Raw genomic sequence first — 21426 nt, 5'->3', positions numbered from 1 at the left:
CATTACAAAGCTCAATAACACACACCAACCTTCATAACCCTTCTCCCACGGAGCGGGCTACCACAGGTTTTGTGTTCTTGTGTAGGCGCTCGGTCTCCGAGCGATTTTGCTCGTTTTTCGCCCGCAGAGCGGGCTCCTACAGGCGGTTTTTTTTATCGCTGCTGGTCCTGTTATGCCCAGCCGCAGGCATGGCGGCGCAAGAAACCGTCAGGTTGCAGTTGAAATGGAATCATCAGTTCCAGTTTGCCGGCTATTACGCCGCTATTGCGAAGGGCTACTATGAGGAAGAGGGGCTTTCGGTTGAGCTGCTGCTAGCACGCCCTGGCCGAGACCCTATTACTGAGGTGTTACAAGGCCGAGCAGAATTTGGGATAGGTACGTCAGACCTGCTGTTGCATTTTCATCAGGGAGAACCGGTCGTCGCACTTGCAGTTACATTTCAACACTCGCCCCTCGCTCTGATTGCCAGAACCAACAATCAACTCCAGACGCTACGTGATCTGGACGGACAAACTGTGGCGTTAGAGCCAGGCTCGGCAGAGTTATTTGCTTACCTTAAACGTGAAGGCATCCGAACCGAACAATTTGATGCCGTTTTACACGAATATAACCTGATGCCACTGATTGTCGGCCGAGTGGCAGCACAATCTGTTTACAGCACCACCGAAACACTTGAGCTCGATAAACTGGGTATCGACTATCAGATTTATTCACCTCGCTCAGTTGGTATAGATTTTTACGGTGATACACTGTTTACCACTCAGGCATTTCTTGCAGAAAATACTGAACAAGTAGAGGCTTTTCGTCGAGCAAGTCTACGGGGGTGGCTATATGCCATGAATCATTCAGAAGAAATTATCAACATCATTCTGGAACAATACCCCACGCCACACTCTCGTGAAGCACTTCGCCATGAAGCCGAAAAGATGCATAGTTTAATGCGAACAGATTTGATTGAACCTGGCCATATGATTACCGGTCGCTGGCAACATATGGCCGATGTATATGCTGAGATAGGCATGCTGCCAGAGAATATCTCCCTGGACGGCTTCATCCATCATTCCAAGCAAGAATCCATCGACCTGAGTCGAATCTATTTTGGTCTTGGCATAGCCAGTATACTGGCCACTTTTTTTGCGGTTATAGCCAGTTTCATGGGGCACTATAATAGGCAACTGAAAAAAAGCGAGCAGAAGTTTCGAAGCTTATTTGATAACGCACCACTGGCCTTCATGCTCCTCGATCATAAAGGTTATATCCAGGACTGGAATATTGCCGCCACTCGGATATTTGGCTGGTCGCGTGACGAAGCCCTAGGTAAAAATATCATTGGCACCATTATCAAAGCTGAAGATGACGCCATGTTTGATAATGTTATGATTACAACGGCCAAGGAAAAGGATTCCGTGAACGTTCACAATAAAAACATCACACGTTCTGGCAAGGAAATAACCTGCGAGTGGGTGAACTCACCCTACCCTAATATCCGTGAAGGCGATCCTGGTATGATCCTGTCCATAGGCATGGACGTAACCGAAAGAGTTGCCATGGAAAAAGCATTACGCAAAGCCAGAGACGATGCCAATGATGCGTTACACGAACACAAACAGCTTATCACTATGCTGTCTCACGAGATTCGCTCGCCTCTGGCAACAATTGCTACTGCAAATGCGGTACTCAAAGCCTCTCTAGCACAGGGCAATTACACTGATACCGAGGTGATGAACAACCGCATTAATCTGGCCATTAATCGCCTGAGAGGCTTTCTGGACAATCTTACAGCCGATGACAGACTTAGCAGGACAAGCCTCACGAATCATCGCGTCATGGTAGATCTACCCTCAGTAGTACAACAGGGTATTAACGCCATTCAACACACCTACCCGCACAAAAAAGTCAACACCGTAATCTCCGGACCAGATAACATCTTAAGCCCTGACCCGGTTTTACTGGACATTGTCATTACCAACCTGCTCGATAACGCTATGAAATATTCAACCAACGACACAGACATTTCGATATGGGTCATCACGCAGGCTGACCATGCCATTTCGCTTAAAGTACATAACTATGGGCCGAGCATCCCAGATTCAGTGAAAACAAAGATATTTCGAAAATACTATCGAGGCGAGCAATTTGAAAAAACCACCGGAACTGGAGTTGGGCTTTATCTTGTCAAACAGATAGTAGAGAGTAACAATGGTCATATTGATATGACATCTTCAGACAAAGCCGGAACCTATTTTCATGTTACCTTCCCAGCCTACAAACAGGTTTAACAAGCCATTACCATCCAATACTAACAAGCCCAGACTGGCGCTTATTGAGGATGATCCTGAGCAGCGCGAAGCATTACATGCCTGGCTGCAGATAAATGACTACCCTTGCTGGTGCTCACCAAGCGCAGAAGCTTATTACAAACTCGCTGCAGTGGATCCTGTAGATATTGTCATTGTTGACCTTGGATTACCCGGCGAAGACGGCACCACCGTTGTTCAGCATCTGCGACAATACTCCTCGATTGGCATCATCATTGTCAGTGCGAGAAGCAGCTCAAGCGATAGAATTCATGGCCTTCAATGTGGAGCAGACATGTTTTTGGTCAAGCCTGTGGAGCCTGAAGAATTATTATCTTGCATTGATAACCTATGGCGGCGATTACAACCCGATTCAACGCCCTCTACGGACAAACTACCTTCAGCTACTGTCGAGACATTAGCTGATAATAGCTGGCAATTAGATTCTACCCAGCGCCATTTAATCGATCCAAACGGGACAAGTATTAAGCTGACACCCAGCGAACTTGCCATCATGAAAGCCTTTGCCCAAACGCCAGGCCCGCTATCACGATCCGATATTATTGTGGCACTTGGAGCCGACCCGAAAAGCTTCCTGATGAACCGCATCGATGTTCACCTCAGTCGATTGCGCAGCAAATTATCCGATACCAACAGCAGCAAATTACCCATCACCACCCTACCAGGTGCCCGCCTTGAGTTTGCCGGCAAGATCCTGTTGTTTTGATCCGCCCGTCCTCCTCTTTCGCCCGGGGGCCGGGCTCCTACACTATTTCCGCCCCCCTGTAGGAGCTCGCTCCGCGAGCGAACAAAAACACCCGGGGGACCGGGTTGTTATAATAAATAGAATGAAAACTGGAAAGAAATTGGTCGGGACGGCAGGATTTGAACCTGCGACCCCTTGCACCCCATGCAAGTGCGCTACCAGGCTGCGCTACGCCCCGACTAAGGCGGGATCAGAGTTGCTCTGATCCGTAAGAGGTTGCAAATAGTACACTAAGCTTTTGAATCTGTGAAGCTATTATTTGACGGATTTTAACAATTTGAGTATACCGTCCAGCTCATTAATGGTCTGGCGGATTAACTGCTGGTAACGTGCAGAATCATCATTGGCTTCATCGCCACTGAGCCATTGCCTGGCGCCAGTAATAGTAAAGCCCTGCTCATAAAGCAGACTGCGTATTTGACGGATCAGCAATAGATCCTGACGCTGATAATAGCGGCGGTTATTGCGCTTGACCGGCTGTATCTGCTTGAACTCCTGTTCCCAGTAACGCAATACATGCGGTTTGAGGTCGCAAAGTTTTGCGGCCTCACCGATAGTAAAATAGCGTTTGCTCGGAATGGGTTCCAGCTCAGGATTCTTCTCTCCGGCTGCCGGCATAAATGTCCACGCGCTCCTTCAGTTTCTGGCCTGGCCTGAATGTAACTACTCGGCGCGCCGAAATGGGCACTTCCTCGCCCGTCTTCGGGTTACGACCTGGACGCTGGCGTTTGTCACGCAGGTCAAAGTTACCGAAGCCGGAGAGTTTCACCTGCTCATTGGATGCCAGACATTCACGTATTTCGTTAAAAAAAGATTCCACCATTTCTTTAGCTTCACGCTTATTCAAACCCAGTTCGTCGAACAAACGTTCAGCCATCTCGGCTTTAGTCAAAGAGCCCATGACAATCACCCTGTCTTTAATCTCTTAACGATGCACCGCAATGTGTCGTCAGTGCCACCACAACAGCAGATACGCTATTGTTTATTTCTTCATCAGTAAGAGTGCGCGAAGGATGCTGCCAGGTCAAGCCCAAAGCAAGACTTTTTCTACCTGCTTCAATACCTTGTCCCTGATAAAGGTCAAAAAGCGTGACCTTTTTCAGTGCATCACCTGCTGAACGGCTCACTACATCACGAATGGCGTCGTAACTGACATGCTCATCAACCAGTAATGACAGGTCACGACGCGTTTCCGGAAACTTGGACAAGGCCGTATAGCGAGGCAGACGTCCTGCTGTCGCCAAATCCTGTTTTAATTCAAATAGATAAACAGGGCCATTAAGATCCAGCTTTTTCAGCAACAGCGGATGCAACGCACCAATATAACCCAGTGTTTCGCCATTACGTTCGATTTTGGCTGACTGCCCTGGGTGCAGTGCCGGATGCTGCGCTGCCACAAAGCTAAAACTATCAGCCTCTCCACCCAATGCTAACAGGGTTTCAACATCGCCTTTTATATCAAAAAAATCGACTTTATCTTTTCCAGCCATCCAGCCTTCAGCATCACGCCCACCGGTAATAACACCGGCAATGGCATTTTCCTGTAGCAGCGTGTCGCCCTGAGGGATAAAGCGCTGCCCTGTCTCAAACAGGCGAATACGCGACTGCTGACGGTTCTGGTTATACTGCACCGCTTTAATCAGACCTGGCCAGAGTGTGGTGCGCATCACCGCCATTTCGGCTGAGATGGGGTTTGCCAGCGCCAAAGGTTGGGTGTCTGGATCAAACAGGGCTGACAGACCGGCTTCAATGAAGCTGTAGGTGATAGCTTCCTGGTAGTTACGGCTGATCAAGTGGCGGCGTACCCGCACCAGATCAACACGCGCTTCGCTAATGGGCGGCAGCGGTAACTGAGCGATAGGGATGCGTACCGGTAAGTTGTCATAGCCATACACCCTAGCAAGCTCTTCGATCAGATCAACTTCCAGGGTGATATCAAAGCGCCAGGAAGGCACCTGCACAGCCCAGGCCGCCTCTTCCGCTTTACGGCTCAAGGCCATGCCCAGACGAGTGAGAATATCCTCAACCGTGGTACTGGGCATCTCCATCGCCAACATGGCATTAATTTTGGCATCTCGCAGGCGTACCACCGGGGTAACGGGCAAATCAGCTTCACTTACAGCCTCGGTCACAGGACCCGGCTCACCACCGACGATCTCCAGTAGCAAGCTAGTCGCGCGCTCGATGGCCTGGCGCTGCAACTGCCAGTCAACACCCCGTTCAAAGCGGTGTGAGGAATCGGTATGCAAACCGTAGTTACGCGCCCGTCCGACGATGGACAGCGGGTTGAAGTAGGCGCTTTCCAGGAAGATATCGCGGGTTTTATCGGTAACGCCACTGGCATTGCCGCCCATAATACCGGCCATGGCCAGCGGCCCTTTGGCATCGGTGATCAGCAGCGTGTCTGGATTGAGGGTCACCTCAGTTTCATCCAGCAACACCAGGGTTTCACCCGCCTCAGCCATGCGCACCGTAATGCCACCGCTGAGCTGTTGCAGATCAAACGCATGCATCGGCTGACCCAGCTCGAGCAGAATATAGTTGGTCACATCAACTACGGGATCAATACTGCGAATGCCGGAGCGGCGCAGTTTTTCCTGCATCCACAGCGGCGTTTCAGCACCAGGATTGATATTGCGAATTACTCGGCCGACATAACGCGGGCAGGCATCTGGTGCGGCAAGCGTAACCGGGAAGGTATCGTCAATCACCGCCTCCACCGGTTCAATAGTTACCGGCTTAACGGGCACCTGATTCAGCACCCCAACTTCACGGGCCATACCGGCAATGCTCAGGCAATCGCCACGGTTAGGAGTCAGATCAACATCTATCAGGCTGTCGTTCAGGTTCAGGTAGACACGCAGGTCAGCACCCACTGGCGCATCAACCGCCAGCTCCATGATGCCCGCATGGTCGCCAGACAAGCCCAGCTCATCTTCAGCACAGAGCATGCCCATGGATTCCACACCACGCAGTTTGGCACGTTTGATACGGAAGTCACCGGGCAAGATGGCACCGACACGGGCAAAGGCTGTTTTCAGCCCTGCACGGGCATTAGCAGCACCACATACCACCTGATAGGTCTCGCTGCCATCACTGACCTGGCAAAGCTGGAGTTTGTCAGCATCTGGATGCTGTTCAGCCGAGACGATCTCAGCCACCACTACACCGCTGAATTCACCCGCAACGGTACTGATGTCATCGACTTCAAGACCGGCCAGGCTCAACTGATCGGCAAGCGCCTGTGTTGCCAGTGCTGGCTGCACCCATTCACGTAACCACTGTTCACTGAATTTCATTGTTTAATCCTGTTAATCCTTAGAGCTGACGATGACGGCAATTTAATTGAACTGACCCAAAAAACGCAGATCATTTTCAAAGAACAGGCGCAGGTCATTCACGCCATAACGCAACATCGCCAGTCGCTCTACCCCCATACCGAAGGCAAAGCCGGTGTAGACTTCGGGGTCGATACCGGAATACTCAAATACTTTCGGGTGCACCATGCCGCAGCCCAGCACTTCCAGCCATTTGCCATCGCCGCGATCTATATCCACTTCGATAGACGGCTCGGTAAAAGGGAAATACGAAGGACGGAAACGGACTTTGACATCCTCTTCAAAGAATTCCCGCAGAAACTCTTCCAGCGTGCCTTTCAAGTCGGCAAAGCTGACATTCTTGTCAACCAGCAAACCCTCGACCTGATGGAACATGGGTGAGTGAGTCTGGTCATAGTCACAGCGGTACACACGGCCCGGACAGATGATCCGGATCGGTGGCTGCTTGGTTTCCATGGTGCGCACCTGCACAGGTGAGGTATGCGTGCGCAACAGGGTGTGAGCATCAAAATAGAAGGTATCGTGCATGGCACGTGCCGGATGATGCGCAGGAATATTCAGTGCTTCGAAGTTGTGGTAGTCATCTTCCACTTCCGGGCCTTCAGCAACACTGAAGCCGATGCTACCGAAAAATGCTTCGATACGTTCCAGAGTACGAGTCACCGGATGCATGCCACCCAGACCTTGTCCACGACCCGGCAGGGTAACATCAATCTGCTCCGCCGCCAGCTTGGTACTCAGAGCTTCCGCTTCCAGGGTATCCCGACGCTGATCCAACTCGGCCTGCAAGGCCTCCTTGGCTTCGTTGATTTTTGCCCCTGCCGCAGGACGCTCTTCAGCCGACAGCTTGCCCAGGCCTTTCAATAACTGGGTAAGCTCACCTTTCTTACCCAGGTACTGAACGCGCACCTCATCCAACAGCCTGACGGTGTCAGCCTGTGATACTGCTTGTTTCCCTTGCTGCAATAGCTGTGCAAGATTTTCCATCGTTTACACTCCACATAAAAAAGGGGAAGGTATACACCCCTCCCCTTATCTGTCAGTTTCAAACCTACCAATAGGTGGGTGTTGGCTTACGCCAGCGCTACTTTGGCCTTTTCAACCACGGCAGCGAAGGCATTCTGCTGATTAACAGCCAGATCAGCCAGCACTTTACGGTCGATTTCAATGTTGGCTTTTTTCAGACCAGCAATGAAACGGCTGTAAGACAGACCATTAATACGTGCGGCCGCATTGATACGAGCGATCCACAGAGCACGGAACTGACGCTTACGTTGACGACGGTCACGGTAAGCATACTGACCGGCTTTGATAACCGCCTGTTTGGCTACACGGAATACACGGCTACGGGCACCATAGTAACCCTTGGCCAGTTTCAGAATTTTCTTATGACGACGACGCGCCACAACACCACGTTTTACGCGAGGCATAACATTTCCTTCCTATAAAATTTCAGTCTTGACTCAAGTAACACTTACAGTGTCGGGAGCATACGTTTAACAAGTTTCACATCACTCTCGTGAACCTGCATCATCGGGCGCAGCTGACGCTTACGCTTGGTGCTCTTCTTGGTCAGAATGTGGCTTTTAAAGGACTGCTTGTGCTTGATGCCATTCGCAGTTTTTTTGAAACGCTTTGCCGCACCGCGGACAGTTTTAATCTTTGGCATTACTTTCACTCCACGCATTCGTTTATTAATCAGTCACACGCGAAACAACAAAACCCGCCTACCGCTCAGATAACTGTGCGGTAGGCGGGTCTGCAGCCTGGATGACTATTTCTTCTTCGGAGCCACAACCATGACCATTTGACGACCTTCCATTTTTGGATGCTGTTCCACAATGCCGAATTCAGACAGATCAGCTTCGATCCGCTTCAGCAATTGCATGCCCAGCTCCTGGTGAGCCATCTCACGACCACGAAACCTAAGGGTTACCTTGGTTTTGTCTCCGCTTTCAAGGAAACGTATCAGGTTGCGCAGTTTTACCTGATAATCCCCTTCATCCGTACCGGGACGGAATTTCACTTCCTTGACCTGCATCTGAGTCTGTTTCTTCTTAGCCTCATTTGCTTTTTTCTTCAGTTCATACTGATGCTTGCCATAATCCATGATCTTACAGACTATGGGATCAGAATCAGAGATCTGAACCAGGTCAAGTTCAGACGCTAAAGCTAGCTCAAGCGCCTGATCAATCGTTACGATACCAACCTGTGCACCATCTGCTGCAATTAAGCGCAGTTCGGTTGCACGGATATTTTCATTAATGGGTGGCAACGGTGCACGGCCACCTCTTTTGTTATCACGCCTGATAATTCTATCTCCTGACGAATTCTTTATTCTTGAGCCGACTTGCGGCTGATGTCTGATTTCAGTAGTTCAATCAGATCATCAACGGGAAGACTGCCTAGATCCTGACCGGAGCGCGTACGCACTGCTACGGTTCCGGATTCCACTTCTTTATCGCCCACTACCAAGAGGTAAGGAACTTTCTGTAAAGTGTGCTCGCGGATTTTAAAGCCGATCTTCTCGTTTCTCAAGTCTATCTGTGAACGTATTCCTGCATCTTGCAGTTTTTCGTTCACTTTCTGGCAAAAATCTGCCTGTTTATCGGTAATATTCAACAACACCGCCTGAACAGGACTCAGCCAAACCGGCAAAGCACCCGCGTAGTGTTCGATCAGAATACCGATAAACCGCTCGAAGGAGCCTAGGATAGCACGATGTAGCATGACAGGCACTTCTCTATCACCTACTTCGTTAACAAATTGTGCTCCAAGGCGTCCTGGCATGGAGAAATCCACCTGAATGGTGCCACATTGCCATACACGTCCCAGACAATCTTTGAGTGAAAACTCGATTTTCGGGCCATAGAAGGCACCTTCACCAGGTAATTCATCCCAATCCAGACCAGCCGCATCAAGAGCATCAGCCAAGGCTTTCTCCGCCTTGTCCCAGCTTTCATCAGAACCGACACGTTTTTCCGGACGTGTCGACAGCTTATAAATAACGCCGGTAAAGCCAAAGTCGTTATACACTTCATGCAAGAAGTTGATGAAATCCGCCACTTCTTTCTGAATGGTGTTTTCAGCACAAAAAATATGCGCATCATCCTGGACAAACCCACGTACACGCATAATACCGTGCAGCGCACCGGAAGGCTCATTACGGTGACAGGAACCAAACTCGGCCAGACGCAGCGGCAGATCACGATAAGAACGCAGCCCCTGATTGAACACCTGCACATGGCAAGGGCAGTTCATTGGCTTGATGGCAAAGTCGCGACTTTCCGAATGGGTAGTGAACATCTCTTCGTGGAATTTGTCCCAGTGCCCGGACTTCTCCCACAAGGTACGCTCAACCACCATTGGGGTTTTGATTTCCTGGTAACCATGCTTGATCTGCTTGGCGCGCATGTACTGTTCAATCTGCTGATACACTGTCCAGCCATGCGGATGCCAGAACACCATACCCGGTGCTTCTTCCTGCATATGAAACAGGTGTAGAGACTTGCCCAGTTTACGGTGATCACGCTTTTCCGCTTCTTCCAGACGGAACAGGTAGTCTTTCAGATCCTTCTTATCGCCCCAGGCGGTACCATAGATACGCTGCAGCATTTCATTGTCAGAATTGCCGCGCCAGTAGGCACCGGCCACCTTCATCAGCTTGAAGACTTTGATATGACCAGTTGAAGGCACGTGCGGGCCACGGCACAAGTCGAGGAACTCACCCTGCTTATAGAAAGACAGCGGCTGGTCTGAAGGGATATCACTGATGATCTCAACCTTGTAGGACTCGCCCATCTCTTCGAACAGCGCAACCGCTTCATCGCGGCTCATCAATGAACGCTCGACCGGCAGGTTCTGCTTGGACAGCGCATGCATGCGTGCTTCGATCTTTTCCAGATCTTCCGGTGTAAACGGGCGCTCATAGGCGAAGTCATAATAGAAGCCGTTGTCGATCACCGGCCCAATGGTGACCTGAGCCCCCGGAAACAGATCCTGTACAGCCATAGCCATCAAGTGGGCACACGAATGGCGGATAATATCCACGCCCTCTTCGTCTCGTGCCGTGACGATGGCCAATTCAACATCTGTATCGATGGTGTAACTGGTATCAACCAGCTCGCCATTAACCTTACCGGCCAGGGCAGCTTTAGCCAGACCCGCGCCGATATCGGCGGCGACATCAAATACAGAAACAGGGTGATCGAACTGGCGTGAACTGCCGTCCGGAAGCGTAATTACGGGCATGTTTAGTCCTTATCTTAGTGGTGACCCCTACGACAGGCCACATAAGCATATGAATGCTGGAAAATAAAAAGCCGTACAAACCAAGTACAGCGGGTGAATATTATACAGATTTCGGGCTAATTTTCCAGCATTTCGAGGGGATTTGTGGTGCGTATAGGGTAACTTTATGTGGTACTGCGATGGTGTTTCGGTGTGGTGTCTCGGTGTGGTCCGGGTGCGCTACTCGCTGTGTCTGACCCGCTTTTCGTCATCCGTGACCACTTGACTGCCGCCGTCCTGGCGGCAGACAGTCAGACACAGCGAGTAGCACACCCTTCCTCAGATCTCGTGCCATCAGATCAGCTGTTCATTATTCAAAACACACATGAAAATTTGATGAGTTGACTTTCAGTAGTTGCTTTTTTAGACTCCGAATAATACAGGAAGTAAAGCAATATAAATCAATCTACACAAGGAGGTGCGCTATGACATCCAGTCTTTGCATTGAAGAACTACGTAGATCAGCAAACAACCCATTCCCTTCCATTGATGTTTGCCAAACACTTAAAGCGGAACATGGTATCAGCATCATATCAGCCGCAGATAGGTATATTGTAGAAAGAACAGCTGCACCTGGTAGAGCCCCATTCCAGTACTTAATCGGCAAAGAAGTTGGTCACTTAGTTGGCCCAATGGTAGCTTTATTGGATCCATCTGCTGCCAAAGGCTTAGTACAAGCTCACATACGCAATGAAATCATGGCATGTGCCAATAAACATGGTGACTACGAATGGGCTAGTAAAGCGCTTAGCCTCAATAGTCAGCGAGAATTTCTGCAAGCAGTTTTAATCATAGCCGAGCATAACAGCTGTGATTTTAAAACGATTTGGGAACGTGTAAAAAACTTGTAAGCAGGCATAAAATGAAAAATAAATTTATTAGTATATTAACTGTATTTATATCGATTTCTTTATTCAGCACCAATAGTTTTTCTGATCAAAAAAAGCAAGATTTTTTAGATTTTAAAGCATTTAAAATAGATGAAATACAAGCAATAATTAACCATTACAATGAAGAAGGCTTACCTTTATCTGATGCCAGGTATGTATCTACGAGAACAGATCAAGGCGCACCTGACTACCCGCTTATATTTGAAGTTGTAATGCTGGGTACTTCTGAACAGCTACAAACCCTGATTAGCGCAGGGGCTGATGTAAATACTATTTTTTCAGATCAATTTCCAGCAACACCCATCTATTTTGCAAACAGTCTTTATCATCCAACTGGATATTTGCATGGTTTAGAATTTGAATGCCGACCCGATCATATAAAAGCTTTACTTGAGACCGGAGCATCAATAAATGAGATACCACTTGGTCAACGAACATTATTAGGCAGTTACACAGCGGATGAATCAGCACCAGGCTGCAGTGAAGCACTTAGGTTATTAATAGAAGCTGGTGCAAATATTAACTCTCAGAACTTTGTGGGCTACACTCCCCTTCATGATGCTTTATCAGTACAAGACACCAAAGGTATTGAGCTACTTCTTCTAGCGGGAGCTGATCCTGACATTGAGGATATAGCGGGCATGGATGCATATCAATTCGCCTTGCAGATGACCTTACCACACCTTCCTCAGGGTGATACCCACGCAGAGGCTATTCGAAAATTTATCGAGTTGGCGATTATTGAGAAAGCTGACGAGGAACTTACAAACCGTCGCGAGTAACCAATCTTCGCCCCACCCAAGCAAAAACTACCGAATATAATGCAACGGCACCGCCGTAGTATCGACCACCTTACGCATTATAAAGGATGACTTCACGCCACTGACGCCGGTGATGCGAGTGATTTTACCCAGCAGGATGTCGTGGTAACTATCCATATCGGCAACAGCGACCTTGAGCTGGTAGTCAGCATCATGGCCAGTGATCAGGTAGCATTCCATCACCTCGGGAATATCGGCAATGGCGGCTTCAAAGGCTTCGAAACGCTCAGGAATATGCTTGTCCATGATAATGTGCAGCATGGCAATCAGGTTTAAGCCGACTTTACGCTCGTTCACCCGCACCACCTGCCGCTCGATCACACCCGTATCCAGCAGTTGCTTCACCCGCCGGGAACAGGGCGCAGCGGTCAGGCCAATTCGATCGGCCAGATCCTGATTGGAGATGGACGCATCCACCTGCAACTGCTGCAATATTTTTATATCAAAACGATCCAATTCAACATGCATACATCACCTAAAAACAAGTTTACGCAATAATTAATAACTACAATAATAATACTCTACACTCAAATTGCGCAAACACCGCAAACAAACTGAAATTCGCAACCCTATTGCGCGAGCAAGGGCGTAAACTTGGCTCTGTACTCAGTTAATCCGATTCTAAGGACCTCAGCATGTTTGATCATCGCAAATACCGTGCGTTTACACCGATTCGTTTAACCGATCGTACCTGGCCAGATCAACAGATCACCCAGGCACCTCACTGGTGCAGTGTTGATCTACGCGATGGCAATCAGGCGCTGATCAATCCGATGAATGTGGATCAGAAGACGCGCATGTTTGAACTACTGGTCAAACTGGGCTTTAAAGAAATTGAAGTCGGCTTTCCATCGGCGTCGCAGCCTGATTTTGATTTTGTGCGCAAGCTGATTACTGAAGAGCTGATTCCTGCGGATGTCACCGTTCAGGTCCTGACTCAGGCCCGTGAAGATTTGATTGCACGCTCCTATGAAGCTCTGGAAGGTGCGAAACAGGCGATAGTGCATGTGTATAACTCAACTTCTCAGGTTCAGCGTGAACAGGTCTTTGGCCTGGACCGTGAGGGTATCAAGGCAATAGCGGTTCAGGGTGCTCGCTGGGTGCGCGATTATGCTGCCAAGTATCCTCAAACCGATTGGGCTTTCCAGTACTCACCCGAGAGTTTTACCGGTACTGAGCTGGATTACGCCGTTGAGGTTTGTGATGCTGTAATCGCTGAGTGGCAACCAGAAAATGGCCGCAAAGTGATTATCAACCTGCCCGCGACGGTGGAAATGTCGACACCCAATGTATTTGCTGACCAGATAGAGTATTTCTGCCGTCATATGCGGCAGCGTGATCAGGTCATCATCAGCCTGCACACCCACAACGACCGCGGCTGTGGTGTGGCGGCAGCAGAGCTGGGCATTATGGCCGGTGCTGACAGAATTGAAGGTACTCTGCTGGGCAATGGTGAGCGCACCGGCAATATGGATATCGTTACTCTGGGGATGAACCTTTATTCTCAAGGTGTCGATCCGGAATTGGATTTTTCCAATATCAAAGAGATTATCGCGGTAGTGGAATACTGCACCGAGCTGCCAGTGGCGGCGCGTCACCCCTGGGCTGGCGAGCTGGTGTATACCGCCTTCTCCGGCAGCCATCAGGATGCCATTCGCAAGTCCATCAACTACCACGAACAGCATCAGTTACCTCATTGGGAAGTGGCTTACCTGCCCATCGATCCACGTGATATCGGGCGTGAATACGAAGCGGTGGTGCGCATTAACAGCCAGAGTGGTAAAGGCGGTGTGGCACTGGTACTGGAGCGGGACTACGGCATTGTATTACCCAAATGGATGCACAGCGAAATCAGCCGCGTGGTACAAAAAGCCTCGGAACAGACTGGTGCCGAAATCACCTCTCTGCAGATCAAATCGCTGTTTGGAGAGTGTTTTAATACCACCCAGGCTGACTGGGCGCTGCTCGACTATGACCTGCATACTGAACAGGGTGTGGTTAAAGGCAGCTTTAAAGTGGCCGAACACTTACCCAGCCTTCAGGGACAGGGTAGTGGCGCCGTGGATGCATTAGTGAATGCACTGGAAAAACGTTTCGGCGTTGGCATCGAGATACTGCAGTTCGATGAACGTGCCCTGACCGAAGGCACTCATGCCCAGGCACAAGCCTGTGTGGCGCTGAAGGTTGATGATGTGACTTATGCCGCCGTGACCGTGGCCGAAGATACTTCGGCAGCAACACTCCAGGCGGTATTAAATGCATTTGCCCGCAGCCGATCTGCTGTGGCCATAGAAAAAAAGATCGCCTAGGCTTTTTCCAGCAGGCTGCGCGTATAGAGGATGTGTTCACGCGCCTCGGTACGCGCCAGCTCAGGGTTTCGCGCCTGGATCGCCCGGTGTATTTTTTCATGCTGCTGCGCTATGCCTTGCGGATAACGTCCGTAGCGCTTCAGCGTGGTGAAGAGCGCCTGATGTATGGCATTAAAATAGCGGGCATAGAATAGCTGACTGAAGCTCACCACCAGCAGATGATGGCTGGACTCAGCAATCAGGGTATGAAAGGTTAAATCCTCCTTGGCCTTATGCAGAGTGGATTTACCCTGATTGCGCAATTGCATGGCCTGATATTCTGTTGCCAGCGCTGCCAACTGCGCATCACTGGCGCGCAGGGCACAGTAATAGGCCGCCTCGCCTTCCAGTAATGCCCGCGCTTCCATCACATCGAGCTGCAGCGTGCGATTGTCCGATCCGGATTGGGGCAGTTGCAAATGCGTTTGCAGTAAATTCAGACAGCGACTGCCACCGCCATGCCGGGTTTCTATTAACGCCTGCCCTTGCAGCGTCTGTACCGCCTGACGCACACTGGCGCGGGATACCGCATAGTCGGTTGCCATACGCCGCTCTGATGGCAGCCGGGCACCCGGAATCAGCTCACCGGTCGCGATAAGACCAGTCAGATGCTGCAACAGTGTCTCTTGAGTACTTAGGGCTTCGTTGGGTTTCAAGCCGTCACCTTTGGTCAGACCACTTTAGGGGTTGGTGTTTATTTTACCCGCGCTCTCGCCTATCTTGTAGTGATATACGGCGGTTTCCCGCTTTTTGTTTACAGCCCTCTGAGGATTGAGTGTGAAAGATAATAAGAGTCAACCTGTTGTCGGCTTGTTTGTTACCTGCCTGACTGATCTCTACCGCCCCGAGGTGGGCTTTGCCACCATCAAACTGCTGGAAATGGCCGGCTGCCGGGTCGAAGTTCCCGAGCAGCAAACCTGCTGTGGTCAGCCCGCGTTTAACAGCGGTGACTTCAACACCTCGGCCGATATTGCCCGGCAGACCATTGCGGCGCTGGATGGCTATGAATATGTTGTGGCCCCATCAGGCTCCTGCATTAGCATGCTGCACCACTATCCGGAGCTGTTCAGTGCTGAGGATCCCTGGCAAGCACGCGCCACCGCCCTCAAAGCTCGCGCCTTCGAAATTACCGCCTTTCTGGTGGATGTGCTGAAGTTTGATCAGTTCAGCAGCCAGTTCAGCGGCAGCGTCACCTATCATGACTCCTGTTCTGGCTTGCGTGAACTGGGCATCAAGCAGCAACCTCGCCAGCTCCTGGCTCAGTTGGAGGGCGTTGAACTGAAAGAGATGGAAGAGAGCGAAACCTGTTGTGGGTTCGGCGGCACCTTCTGTGTCAAATATCCGGAAATTTCCAACCGCATGGTGGGCAATAAAACCGAAAGCATCAGCCAGTCAGGCGCACAAACCCTGCTGGGCGGTGATCTGGGTTGTTTACTGAACATGGCCGGTAAACTGCAGCGTGAAGGCAAACCCGTAACCGTGCGCCACATCGTGGAAGTACTGGCAGATATGACCTCACAACCGGCACTGGGCGAATCTGCCTATGCCCTTGGCAAATCGCTGTAACAGGAGCCGGACATGCAAATTACAAGCCCCGATTTTAAAGCCAACGCACGTATCGCCTTGCAGGATGTCGGCCTGCAAAAAGCCCTCGGTAACGTCAAAACCGGTTTTCCACACAAACGTGCCGCGGCCATAGCGCGCCTGCCGGAATTTGATCAGTTGCGTGATGAAGCACGTGATCTAAAAAACCATATTATCGAGCACCTGGATATTTATCTGGAAACCTTTGAAGCCAAGGTACTGGAAAATGGGGGTCATGTGCACTGGTGTCGCACCGCCGATGAAGCACGCGAAACCATTCTGAAAATCTGTAAAGATAAAGACGCCAAAACTGTCACCAAGGGTAAATCCATGGTGACCGAAGAGATTAATCTGAACGATTACCTCCAGGCCAATGGCGTCACCCCGGTGGAAACGGATCTGGGTGAATATATACTGCAACTGCGCGGTGAACATCCCAGCCATATCATCGCTCCAGCGATTCATTTGAATCTGGAGGATGTGTCAGAAACCTTCCATGAGTATCATCACAAACCCAAGTCCATGGACCCGGCGGTATTGATGCAGGAAGCACGTGAAGAGTTACGCACCAAGTTTGTCGCTGCTGACGTAGGCATTACCGGTGCCAACTTTCTGGTCGCTGAAACTGGCTCCAGCATTATCGTCACCAACGAGGGTAATGGCGATCTGACCCAGACCTTGCCAAAAACCCATATTGTTGTTACCTCAATCGAGAAGGTAGTGCCCACGCTGGAAGATATGACCCTGTTTTTACGTCTGCTGGCACGCTCAGCTACAGGACAGGAATTTACTGTATACAACACCCTTTCCACCGGTCCGCGTCGCCCTGGAGATCAGGATGGTCCGGAAGATTTTCATGTGGTGCTGGTCGATAATGGTCGCAGTGAGATGGTCGGCACGGAACTCCAGGATATGCTGCGCTGCATACGTTGTGCCGCCTGCATGAATCACTGTCCTGTCTATGGTGCGATAGGTGGTCACAGTTATGGCTGGGTGTACCCAGGCCCCATGGGCTCAGTGCTGACACCCCAGATGATCGGTATCGAAAAGGCCGCGCTGCTGCCCAACGCCTCCACCTTCTGCGGCAAGTGTGAATCGGTTTGCCCGGTGCATATTCCCCTGCCCAAACTGATGCGTCACTGGCGTAAAAATGAGTTTGAAAAACACCTGACACCTCGCACTGCCCGCTGGGGCCTGGGAGTTTGGAGTTATCTGGCCAAACGTCCGGCCCTGTATCGAACCGTAACCTCCCTCAGCAGTGGGGTACTGCGGCTGATGGCGGGCAAGAAAGGCCGCATCAGCAAACTGCCACTGGCAGGTGGCTGGACAGAGGGCCGGGAGATGCCTGCACCGAGTGGTAAAACTTTTATGCAACAGTGGCAGGAAAAACAGAAAACGGGGCAGTCATCATGAGTAAAGCAGAGATTCTGGGTAATATTCGCCGTGGTTTAGGCCGTACGCAAGCGACTGATGCCGACAAGGCCCGCGTGGCGACGCGCATCTCCGCCCATGCCGCCAACCTGATCCCCGCCCGCGCACAACTGCCTGAGGCACAAACCCAAACCCTGTTTATCGACATGGCTCGTGAAGCCGCTGCTGAAGTGATTGAGCTGAGCAATGCCAGTGCCTTACCTGCAGCTGTAGCTGAATGGCTGCAGGAAGCCAGTATTGATGAACTGGTCATGGCGACAGATGAATCGCTAAAACCACTGCGTCAGCAGCTTCCGGAGACGTTGAAAGTACGCGAAGGGGTGGCACAAGCCGGTGATCTGGCCAGCCTGACCGGCGCGTTTCTTGGCATCGCTGAAACCGGCACGCTGATGCTCTACTCCCGCCCGGAAAGTCCAACCACCTTGAACTTTCTGCCGGATAATCATCTGGTGGTGCTGCGGCGTAAAGATATAGTCGGTGTTTATGAACAGGCCTGGACACGCTTGCGCGAACAGCAGGCCAGCCTGCCTCGCACCGTAAATATGATTACCGGCCCGTCACGCAGTGCTGATATAGAACAGAAGCTGCAAATGGGGGCGCATGGACCGCGTCGACTGGTGATATTTTTGCTGGGGTGATATTTGGATCGTGCCATGCTGGGTAGTGGTATCGCTTTGGTGTGACACGCTTTCGTCATCCCTGACACGCTCCACTGCCGCCGTCCTGGCGGCAGAGGGTCACCCCAAAGCCATACCACCACCCCGCTCAACCTCCTGTGCCAGCGTAAAGATGAGCTGAATGGACATGGACGGAAGCTGGTAAAATTGCCCTGAGCTTTAGAATGACATTGTTGCAAAATGCAACATTTTGTCGCAGAATGCTTAGTGTGATTAATTCTAATAATCAACTTAAAAGATAAAATGCACAACGGAGAATGCAAATGGCTACTAGTGTTCGTCTTGACGATGACTTCGTCGAGAGCGTGAGAATTCACTCAGCCGCCGCGCACCGAACAGTACCTAAGCAGATCGAGCATTGGAGTAAAATTGGACAGATGGTTGAAGACAATCCAGATCTATCCTATGAATTCATCCGTGATGCACTGATCGCACGCGAAGCTGTTGTTTCTGGAAAAGCGACCAAATATGAGCGTAGAACCAAACGAAACCGGGATTAATGTATATGAAAGCCCGGTTTTCAAAAAGACTCTCAGCAAGCTGCCTGAGGATGATGTAGCTATCATCGAGGATGCGGTGGATGCAATCATCGAAAATCCTGAGATAGGGCAGCTAAAGAAGGGAGACCTTAGTTATCTTCGCGTCCATAAATTCAGTCTGAATGGACAGCAAGTACTATTGGGTTATAACTGGCAGAAAGAACAACTGACATTGTACCTTCTGAACATTGGGCCGCATGAAAATTTCTATACTAACGCCAAAAAGCGCCGCAAATCCGATCTAAAGTTTATTAAGTAGCATCAGTGCATGGAGCGGCATCAGAAGACTTGGGGGTTTTAGACTTTATACTGGCACCCAGGTTTGAGAGGGCTGATGGGATCGGAACTGGCTGACCCTGTGCGCCAAGGATGGCGTACTGGAGCCCTCAGGGATGGGTTTACGGCGAGTCAGACAGGTCCGATCCCATTAGCCCTATACCACATGAAACAGTTAAAGCTGATCAGCAAACGGATGATCTTCCGCAACCAGGGCTTCCTGGTAGCTTTCCACCCGATCGGCTACCAGATCCGTACGGTGAAACTGGGCGATATGGATAATGGCATCGCCTTCATTCACCAGCGGCAGCTTCAACAGCCCGATCACGATACCGCTTAAGGGTGACCAGATCTCCTCTTCGGACTCACCGAACGGGTCCGCGACGATACCCAGCAGAGTCTGATCACGCGTGACTCTTTCACCCTCTTTCACATTGGCGCGAAAGATACCGCTTTGCGGTGCACGTACCCAGCTACTGGAACGGGCGACTAACGGCTCTTTAAATCCGGCTTTACGCGATTTGGGTAACATCTCCAGTGCACGCATCACACTGAGAATGCCATTCACACCGCCACGAATGGATACCTCATCAAAGCGCAGCGCTTCACCGGCTTCGTACACCAGTATCGGCGTTTTTCTCTCATACCCCGCCTGGCGCAGGGAGCCCTCGCGCAAGGGGGCATTGAGGATAACCGGAGTGGCGAAGGCTTTGGCCAGTACCAGAGTTTCAGGGTCATCCAAATTGGCGCGGATCTGCGGCAGGTTGGAGCGGTTGATCGCGCCCGTATGCAGATCGATGCCGTGGGTAGCCTTGCTCACCACTTCATTCATAAACAAACGCGCGGTGCGCCCAGCCAACGAGCCTTTGGCTGAGCCAGGAAAACTGCGGTTCAGATCGCGTCGGTCGGGTAGATAACGGCTTTGATTGATAAAGCCATACAGATTGACGACTGGCACAGCCATCAGCGTACCCTTCATGCGCCTCAGAGCAGGCAGTCGCAGCAAACGGCGGATGATTTCCACACCGTTGATCTCATCCCCATGCAGGGCGGCACAGATAAACAACACAGGACCTGCCTGACGACCACAGATCACTTGTACCGGCATAATCGCCTCGGTGTGGGTGTACAGCTTACCGACTACCAGATCGACCGTGCGCCGCTCACCCGGCTGCAGGGTTTGGCCACCGATGGTGATCGGCTGATTGGGTTTGAAACTTGCACCCATGCCTAGCCCTGGCCTTTGGTCTGAGTACGATTAGGCTTGGCGTTTTTTTCAATAAATTCAATGATCAGATCGGCAATATCTTTACCGGAGGCGGCTTCTATCCCTTCCAGTCCTGGCGAGGAATTCACTTCCATCACCACCGAGCCATGATTGGAGCGCAACAGATCGACACCACAGACATTCAGCCCCATGACCTTGGCTGCACGCAGCGCCGTGGTACGCTCCTCTGGGGTAATCCGGCACAGTGCCGCCGAACCGCCACGGTGCAAGTTGGAGCGAAACTCGCCATCTTTGGCCTGACGTTTCATCGCCGCAACTACCTTGCCACCGACAACAAAGGCACGAATATCAGCACCTTTTGCTTCCTTGATAAACTCCTGCACCAGAATATGCTGCTTCAATCCCATAAAGGCCTGGATAACGCTCTCAGCGGCCTGATTGGTCTCCGCCAATACCACGCCAACGCCCTGCGTACCTTCCAGCAGTTTAATCACCGCCGGCGCACCACCGACAATACTGAGCAGATCTTCTATATCATCGGGAGAATGGGCAAAGCTGGTTACCGGCAGACCTATGCCGCGACGTGATAACAACTGCAAACTGCGCAGTTTGTCGCGCGAGCGGGAAATAGCCACTGATTCATTCAGCGGATACACATTCATCATTTCAAACTGACGCAGTACAGCGGTACCGTAAAAGGTGATGGAGGCGCCGATACGCGGAATCACCGCGTCAAAGTTTTCCAGCACTTCACCACGGTAGTGAATCTGTGGATTATGCGAAGCTATGTTCATGTAGCAACGCAGTGCATCGATAACCCTGACCTCATGCCCGCGATTTTTGGCGGCTTCAACCAGACGACGGGTTGAATAGAGTTTAGGATTTCGCGAAAGAATAGCAATTTTCATACTGGGGCTCCGCCGTCGGCGATCAGATAGGCT

At 50.8% G+C, this 21426-nt stretch carries 22 protein-coding genes and 1 tRNA gene; 10 read left to right on the top strand and 13 right to left on the bottom strand.

Annotated elements, in window-relative coordinates; translation table 11 throughout:
- The first annotated feature begins 188 nt into the window (after nucleotides 1-188).
- Nucleotides 189-2279: an ABC transporter substrate-binding protein gene (locus ACN0R1_RS03455; RefSeq protein WP_417579944.1), complete on the top strand. Its 2091-nt coding sequence runs from the start codon at nucleotides 189-191 to the stop codon at nucleotides 2277-2279.
- Nucleotides 2248-3024, top strand: coding sequence for a response regulator transcription factor (locus ACN0R1_RS03450; RefSeq protein WP_417579942.1), 777 nt, complete (start codon nucleotides 2248-2250; stop codon nucleotides 3022-3024). The genes ACN0R1_RS03455 and ACN0R1_RS03450 overlap by 32 nt, the downstream gene beginning before the upstream one ends.
- A 140-nt stretch (nucleotides 3025-3164) precedes the next feature.
- Here the strand turns inward: ACN0R1_RS03450 and ACN0R1_RS03445 are convergent.
- From ACN0R1_RS03445 to thrS, 9 genes are all read right to left on the bottom strand, one after another.
- A tRNA-Pro gene (locus ACN0R1_RS03445) sits at nucleotides 3165-3241 on the bottom strand.
- Between the two features lie 77 nt (nucleotides 3242-3318).
- Entirely contained in the window at nucleotides 3319-3681 is a 363-nt protein-coding gene (locus ACN0R1_RS03440) for a MerR family transcriptional regulator (RefSeq protein ID WP_417579940.1), read from the bottom strand.
- Nucleotides 3653-3964 carry an integration host factor subunit alpha gene (gene ihfA, locus ACN0R1_RS03435; RefSeq protein ID WP_036518915.1) on the bottom strand — a complete coding sequence of 104 codons (312 nt, stop codon included), beginning with the start codon at nucleotides 3962-3964 and terminating at the stop codon, nucleotides 3653-3655. Before ihfA ends, ACN0R1_RS03440 begins: the two co-directional genes overlap by 29 nt.
- A gap of 16 nt (nucleotides 3965-3980) precedes the next feature.
- Nucleotides 3981-6362 carry a phenylalanine--tRNA ligase subunit beta gene (gene pheT / locus ACN0R1_RS03430; protein WP_417579938.1) on the bottom strand — a complete coding sequence of 794 codons (2382 nt, stop codon included), beginning with the start codon at nucleotides 6360-6362 and terminating at the stop codon, nucleotides 3981-3983.
- A gap of 42 nt (nucleotides 6363-6404) precedes the next feature.
- Nucleotides 6405-7388 carry a phenylalanine--tRNA ligase subunit alpha gene (pheS, locus tag ACN0R1_RS03425; protein ID WP_417579936.1) on the bottom strand — a complete coding sequence of 328 codons (984 nt, stop codon included), beginning with the start codon at nucleotides 7386-7388 and terminating at the stop codon, nucleotides 6405-6407.
- 86 nt (nucleotides 7389-7474) lie between these two features.
- Complete coding sequence (gene rplT / locus ACN0R1_RS03420) at nucleotides 7475-7831, bottom strand: 50S ribosomal protein L20 (RefSeq protein WP_036518910.1); 357 nt, start codon at nucleotides 7829-7831, stop codon at nucleotides 7475-7477.
- A 44-nt stretch (nucleotides 7832-7875) separates the two neighbouring features.
- The gene (gene rpmI, locus ACN0R1_RS03415) at nucleotides 7876-8070 is read right to left on the bottom strand and encodes a 50S ribosomal protein L35 (protein WP_036518908.1); all 195 of its coding nucleotides are present in this window, start codon (nucleotides 8068-8070) and stop codon (nucleotides 7876-7878) included.
- Nucleotides 8071-8175: 105 nt separating this feature from the next.
- Complete coding sequence (gene infC, locus ACN0R1_RS03410) at nucleotides 8176-8712, bottom strand: translation initiation factor IF-3 (protein WP_151053896.1); 537 nt, start codon at nucleotides 8710-8712, stop codon at nucleotides 8176-8178.
- 23 nt (nucleotides 8713-8735) lie between these two features.
- A complete protein-coding gene (thrS, locus tag ACN0R1_RS03405) occupies nucleotides 8736-10652 on the bottom strand; it encodes a threonine--tRNA ligase (RefSeq protein WP_417579934.1) in 1917 nt (638 codons plus the stop codon).
- A 464-nt stretch (nucleotides 10653-11116) separates the two neighbouring features.
- Here thrS and ACN0R1_RS03400 point away from each other — a divergent pair, with 464 nt between their 5' ends.
- Nucleotides 11117-11542 carry a hypothetical protein gene (locus tag ACN0R1_RS03400; protein ID WP_417579932.1) on the top strand — a complete coding sequence of 142 codons (426 nt, stop codon included), beginning with the start codon at nucleotides 11117-11119 and terminating at the stop codon, nucleotides 11540-11542.
- 11 nt (nucleotides 11543-11553) lie between these two features.
- Complete coding sequence (locus tag ACN0R1_RS03395) at nucleotides 11554-12363, top strand: ankyrin repeat domain-containing protein (RefSeq protein WP_417579930.1); 810 nt, start codon at nucleotides 11554-11556, stop codon at nucleotides 12361-12363.
- Between the two features lie 27 nt (nucleotides 12364-12390).
- Here the strand turns inward: ACN0R1_RS03395 and ACN0R1_RS03390 are convergent, their stop codons facing one another.
- On the bottom strand, nucleotides 12391-12870 hold the full coding sequence (locus ACN0R1_RS03390; protein ID WP_417579928.1) for an Lrp/AsnC family transcriptional regulator: 480 nt from the start codon (nucleotides 12868-12870) through the stop codon (nucleotides 12391-12393).
- A 167-nt stretch (nucleotides 12871-13037) separates the two neighbouring features.
- On the opposite strand from ACN0R1_RS03390, the gene leuA reads away from it, so the two are divergent.
- The gene (gene leuA, locus ACN0R1_RS03385; RefSeq protein WP_417579926.1) at nucleotides 13038-14711 is read left to right on the top strand and encodes a 2-isopropylmalate synthase; all 1674 of its coding nucleotides are present in this window, start codon (nucleotides 13038-13040) and stop codon (nucleotides 14709-14711) included.
- Here the strand turns inward: leuA and ACN0R1_RS03380 are convergent.
- On the bottom strand, nucleotides 14708-15406 hold the full coding sequence (locus ACN0R1_RS03380; protein WP_417579924.1) for a FadR/GntR family transcriptional regulator: 699 nt from the start codon (nucleotides 15404-15406) through the stop codon (nucleotides 14708-14710). The two genes, leuA and ACN0R1_RS03380, sit on opposite strands and share 4 nt — an antisense overlap.
- A gap of 121 nt (nucleotides 15407-15527) precedes the next feature.
- Here ACN0R1_RS03380 and ACN0R1_RS03375 point away from each other — a divergent pair, with 121 nt between their 5' ends.
- From ACN0R1_RS03375 to ACN0R1_RS03355, 5 genes are all read left to right on the top strand, one after another.
- Nucleotides 15528-16316, top strand: a complete 789-nt coding sequence (locus ACN0R1_RS03375; protein ID WP_417579922.1) for a (Fe-S)-binding protein — start codon at nucleotides 15528-15530, stop codon at nucleotides 16314-16316.
- Between the two features lie 12 nt (nucleotides 16317-16328).
- The gene (locus ACN0R1_RS03370) at nucleotides 16329-17747 is read left to right on the top strand and encodes a LutB/LldF family L-lactate oxidation iron-sulfur protein (protein ID WP_417579920.1); all 1419 of its coding nucleotides are present in this window, start codon (nucleotides 16329-16331) and stop codon (nucleotides 17745-17747) included.
- Nucleotides 17744-18403, top strand: a complete 660-nt coding sequence (locus ACN0R1_RS03365; protein WP_417579918.1) for a LutC/YkgG family protein — start codon at nucleotides 17744-17746, stop codon at nucleotides 18401-18403. The genes ACN0R1_RS03370 and ACN0R1_RS03365 overlap by 4 nt, the downstream gene beginning before the upstream one ends.
- Nucleotides 18404-18705: 302 nt before the next feature.
- The gene (locus ACN0R1_RS03360; RefSeq protein WP_417579916.1) at nucleotides 18706-18942 is read left to right on the top strand and encodes a ParD-like family protein; all 237 of its coding nucleotides are present in this window, start codon (nucleotides 18706-18708) and stop codon (nucleotides 18940-18942) included.
- Nucleotides 18911-19240 carry a type II toxin-antitoxin system RelE/ParE family toxin gene (locus ACN0R1_RS03355; protein WP_417579914.1) on the top strand — a complete coding sequence of 110 codons (330 nt, stop codon included), beginning with the start codon at nucleotides 18911-18913 and terminating at the stop codon, nucleotides 19238-19240. Before ACN0R1_RS03360 ends, ACN0R1_RS03355 begins: the two co-directional genes overlap by 32 nt.
- A gap of 192 nt (nucleotides 19241-19432) precedes the next feature.
- Here the strand turns inward: ACN0R1_RS03355 and ACN0R1_RS03350 are convergent, their stop codons facing one another.
- Entirely contained in the window at nucleotides 19433-20485 is a 1053-nt protein-coding gene (locus tag ACN0R1_RS03350; RefSeq protein ID WP_417579912.1) for a succinylglutamate desuccinylase/aspartoacylase family protein, read from the bottom strand.
- 2 nt (nucleotides 20486-20487) lie between these two features.
- On the bottom strand, nucleotides 20488-21393 hold the full coding sequence (gene rimK, locus ACN0R1_RS03345) for a 30S ribosomal protein S6--L-glutamate ligase (protein ID WP_151053884.1): 906 nt from the start codon (nucleotides 21391-21393) through the stop codon (nucleotides 20488-20490).
- Nucleotides 21394-21426 lie beyond the last annotated feature (33 nt).

Source organism: Nitrincola sp., assembly GCF_048264025.1.
Taxonomy (GTDB): domain Bacteria; phylum Pseudomonadota; class Gammaproteobacteria; order Pseudomonadales; family Balneatricaceae; genus Nitrincola.
Note: the sequence above shows the minus strand (reverse complement) of the source record. Positions and strands in the feature narration are given on the sequence as shown.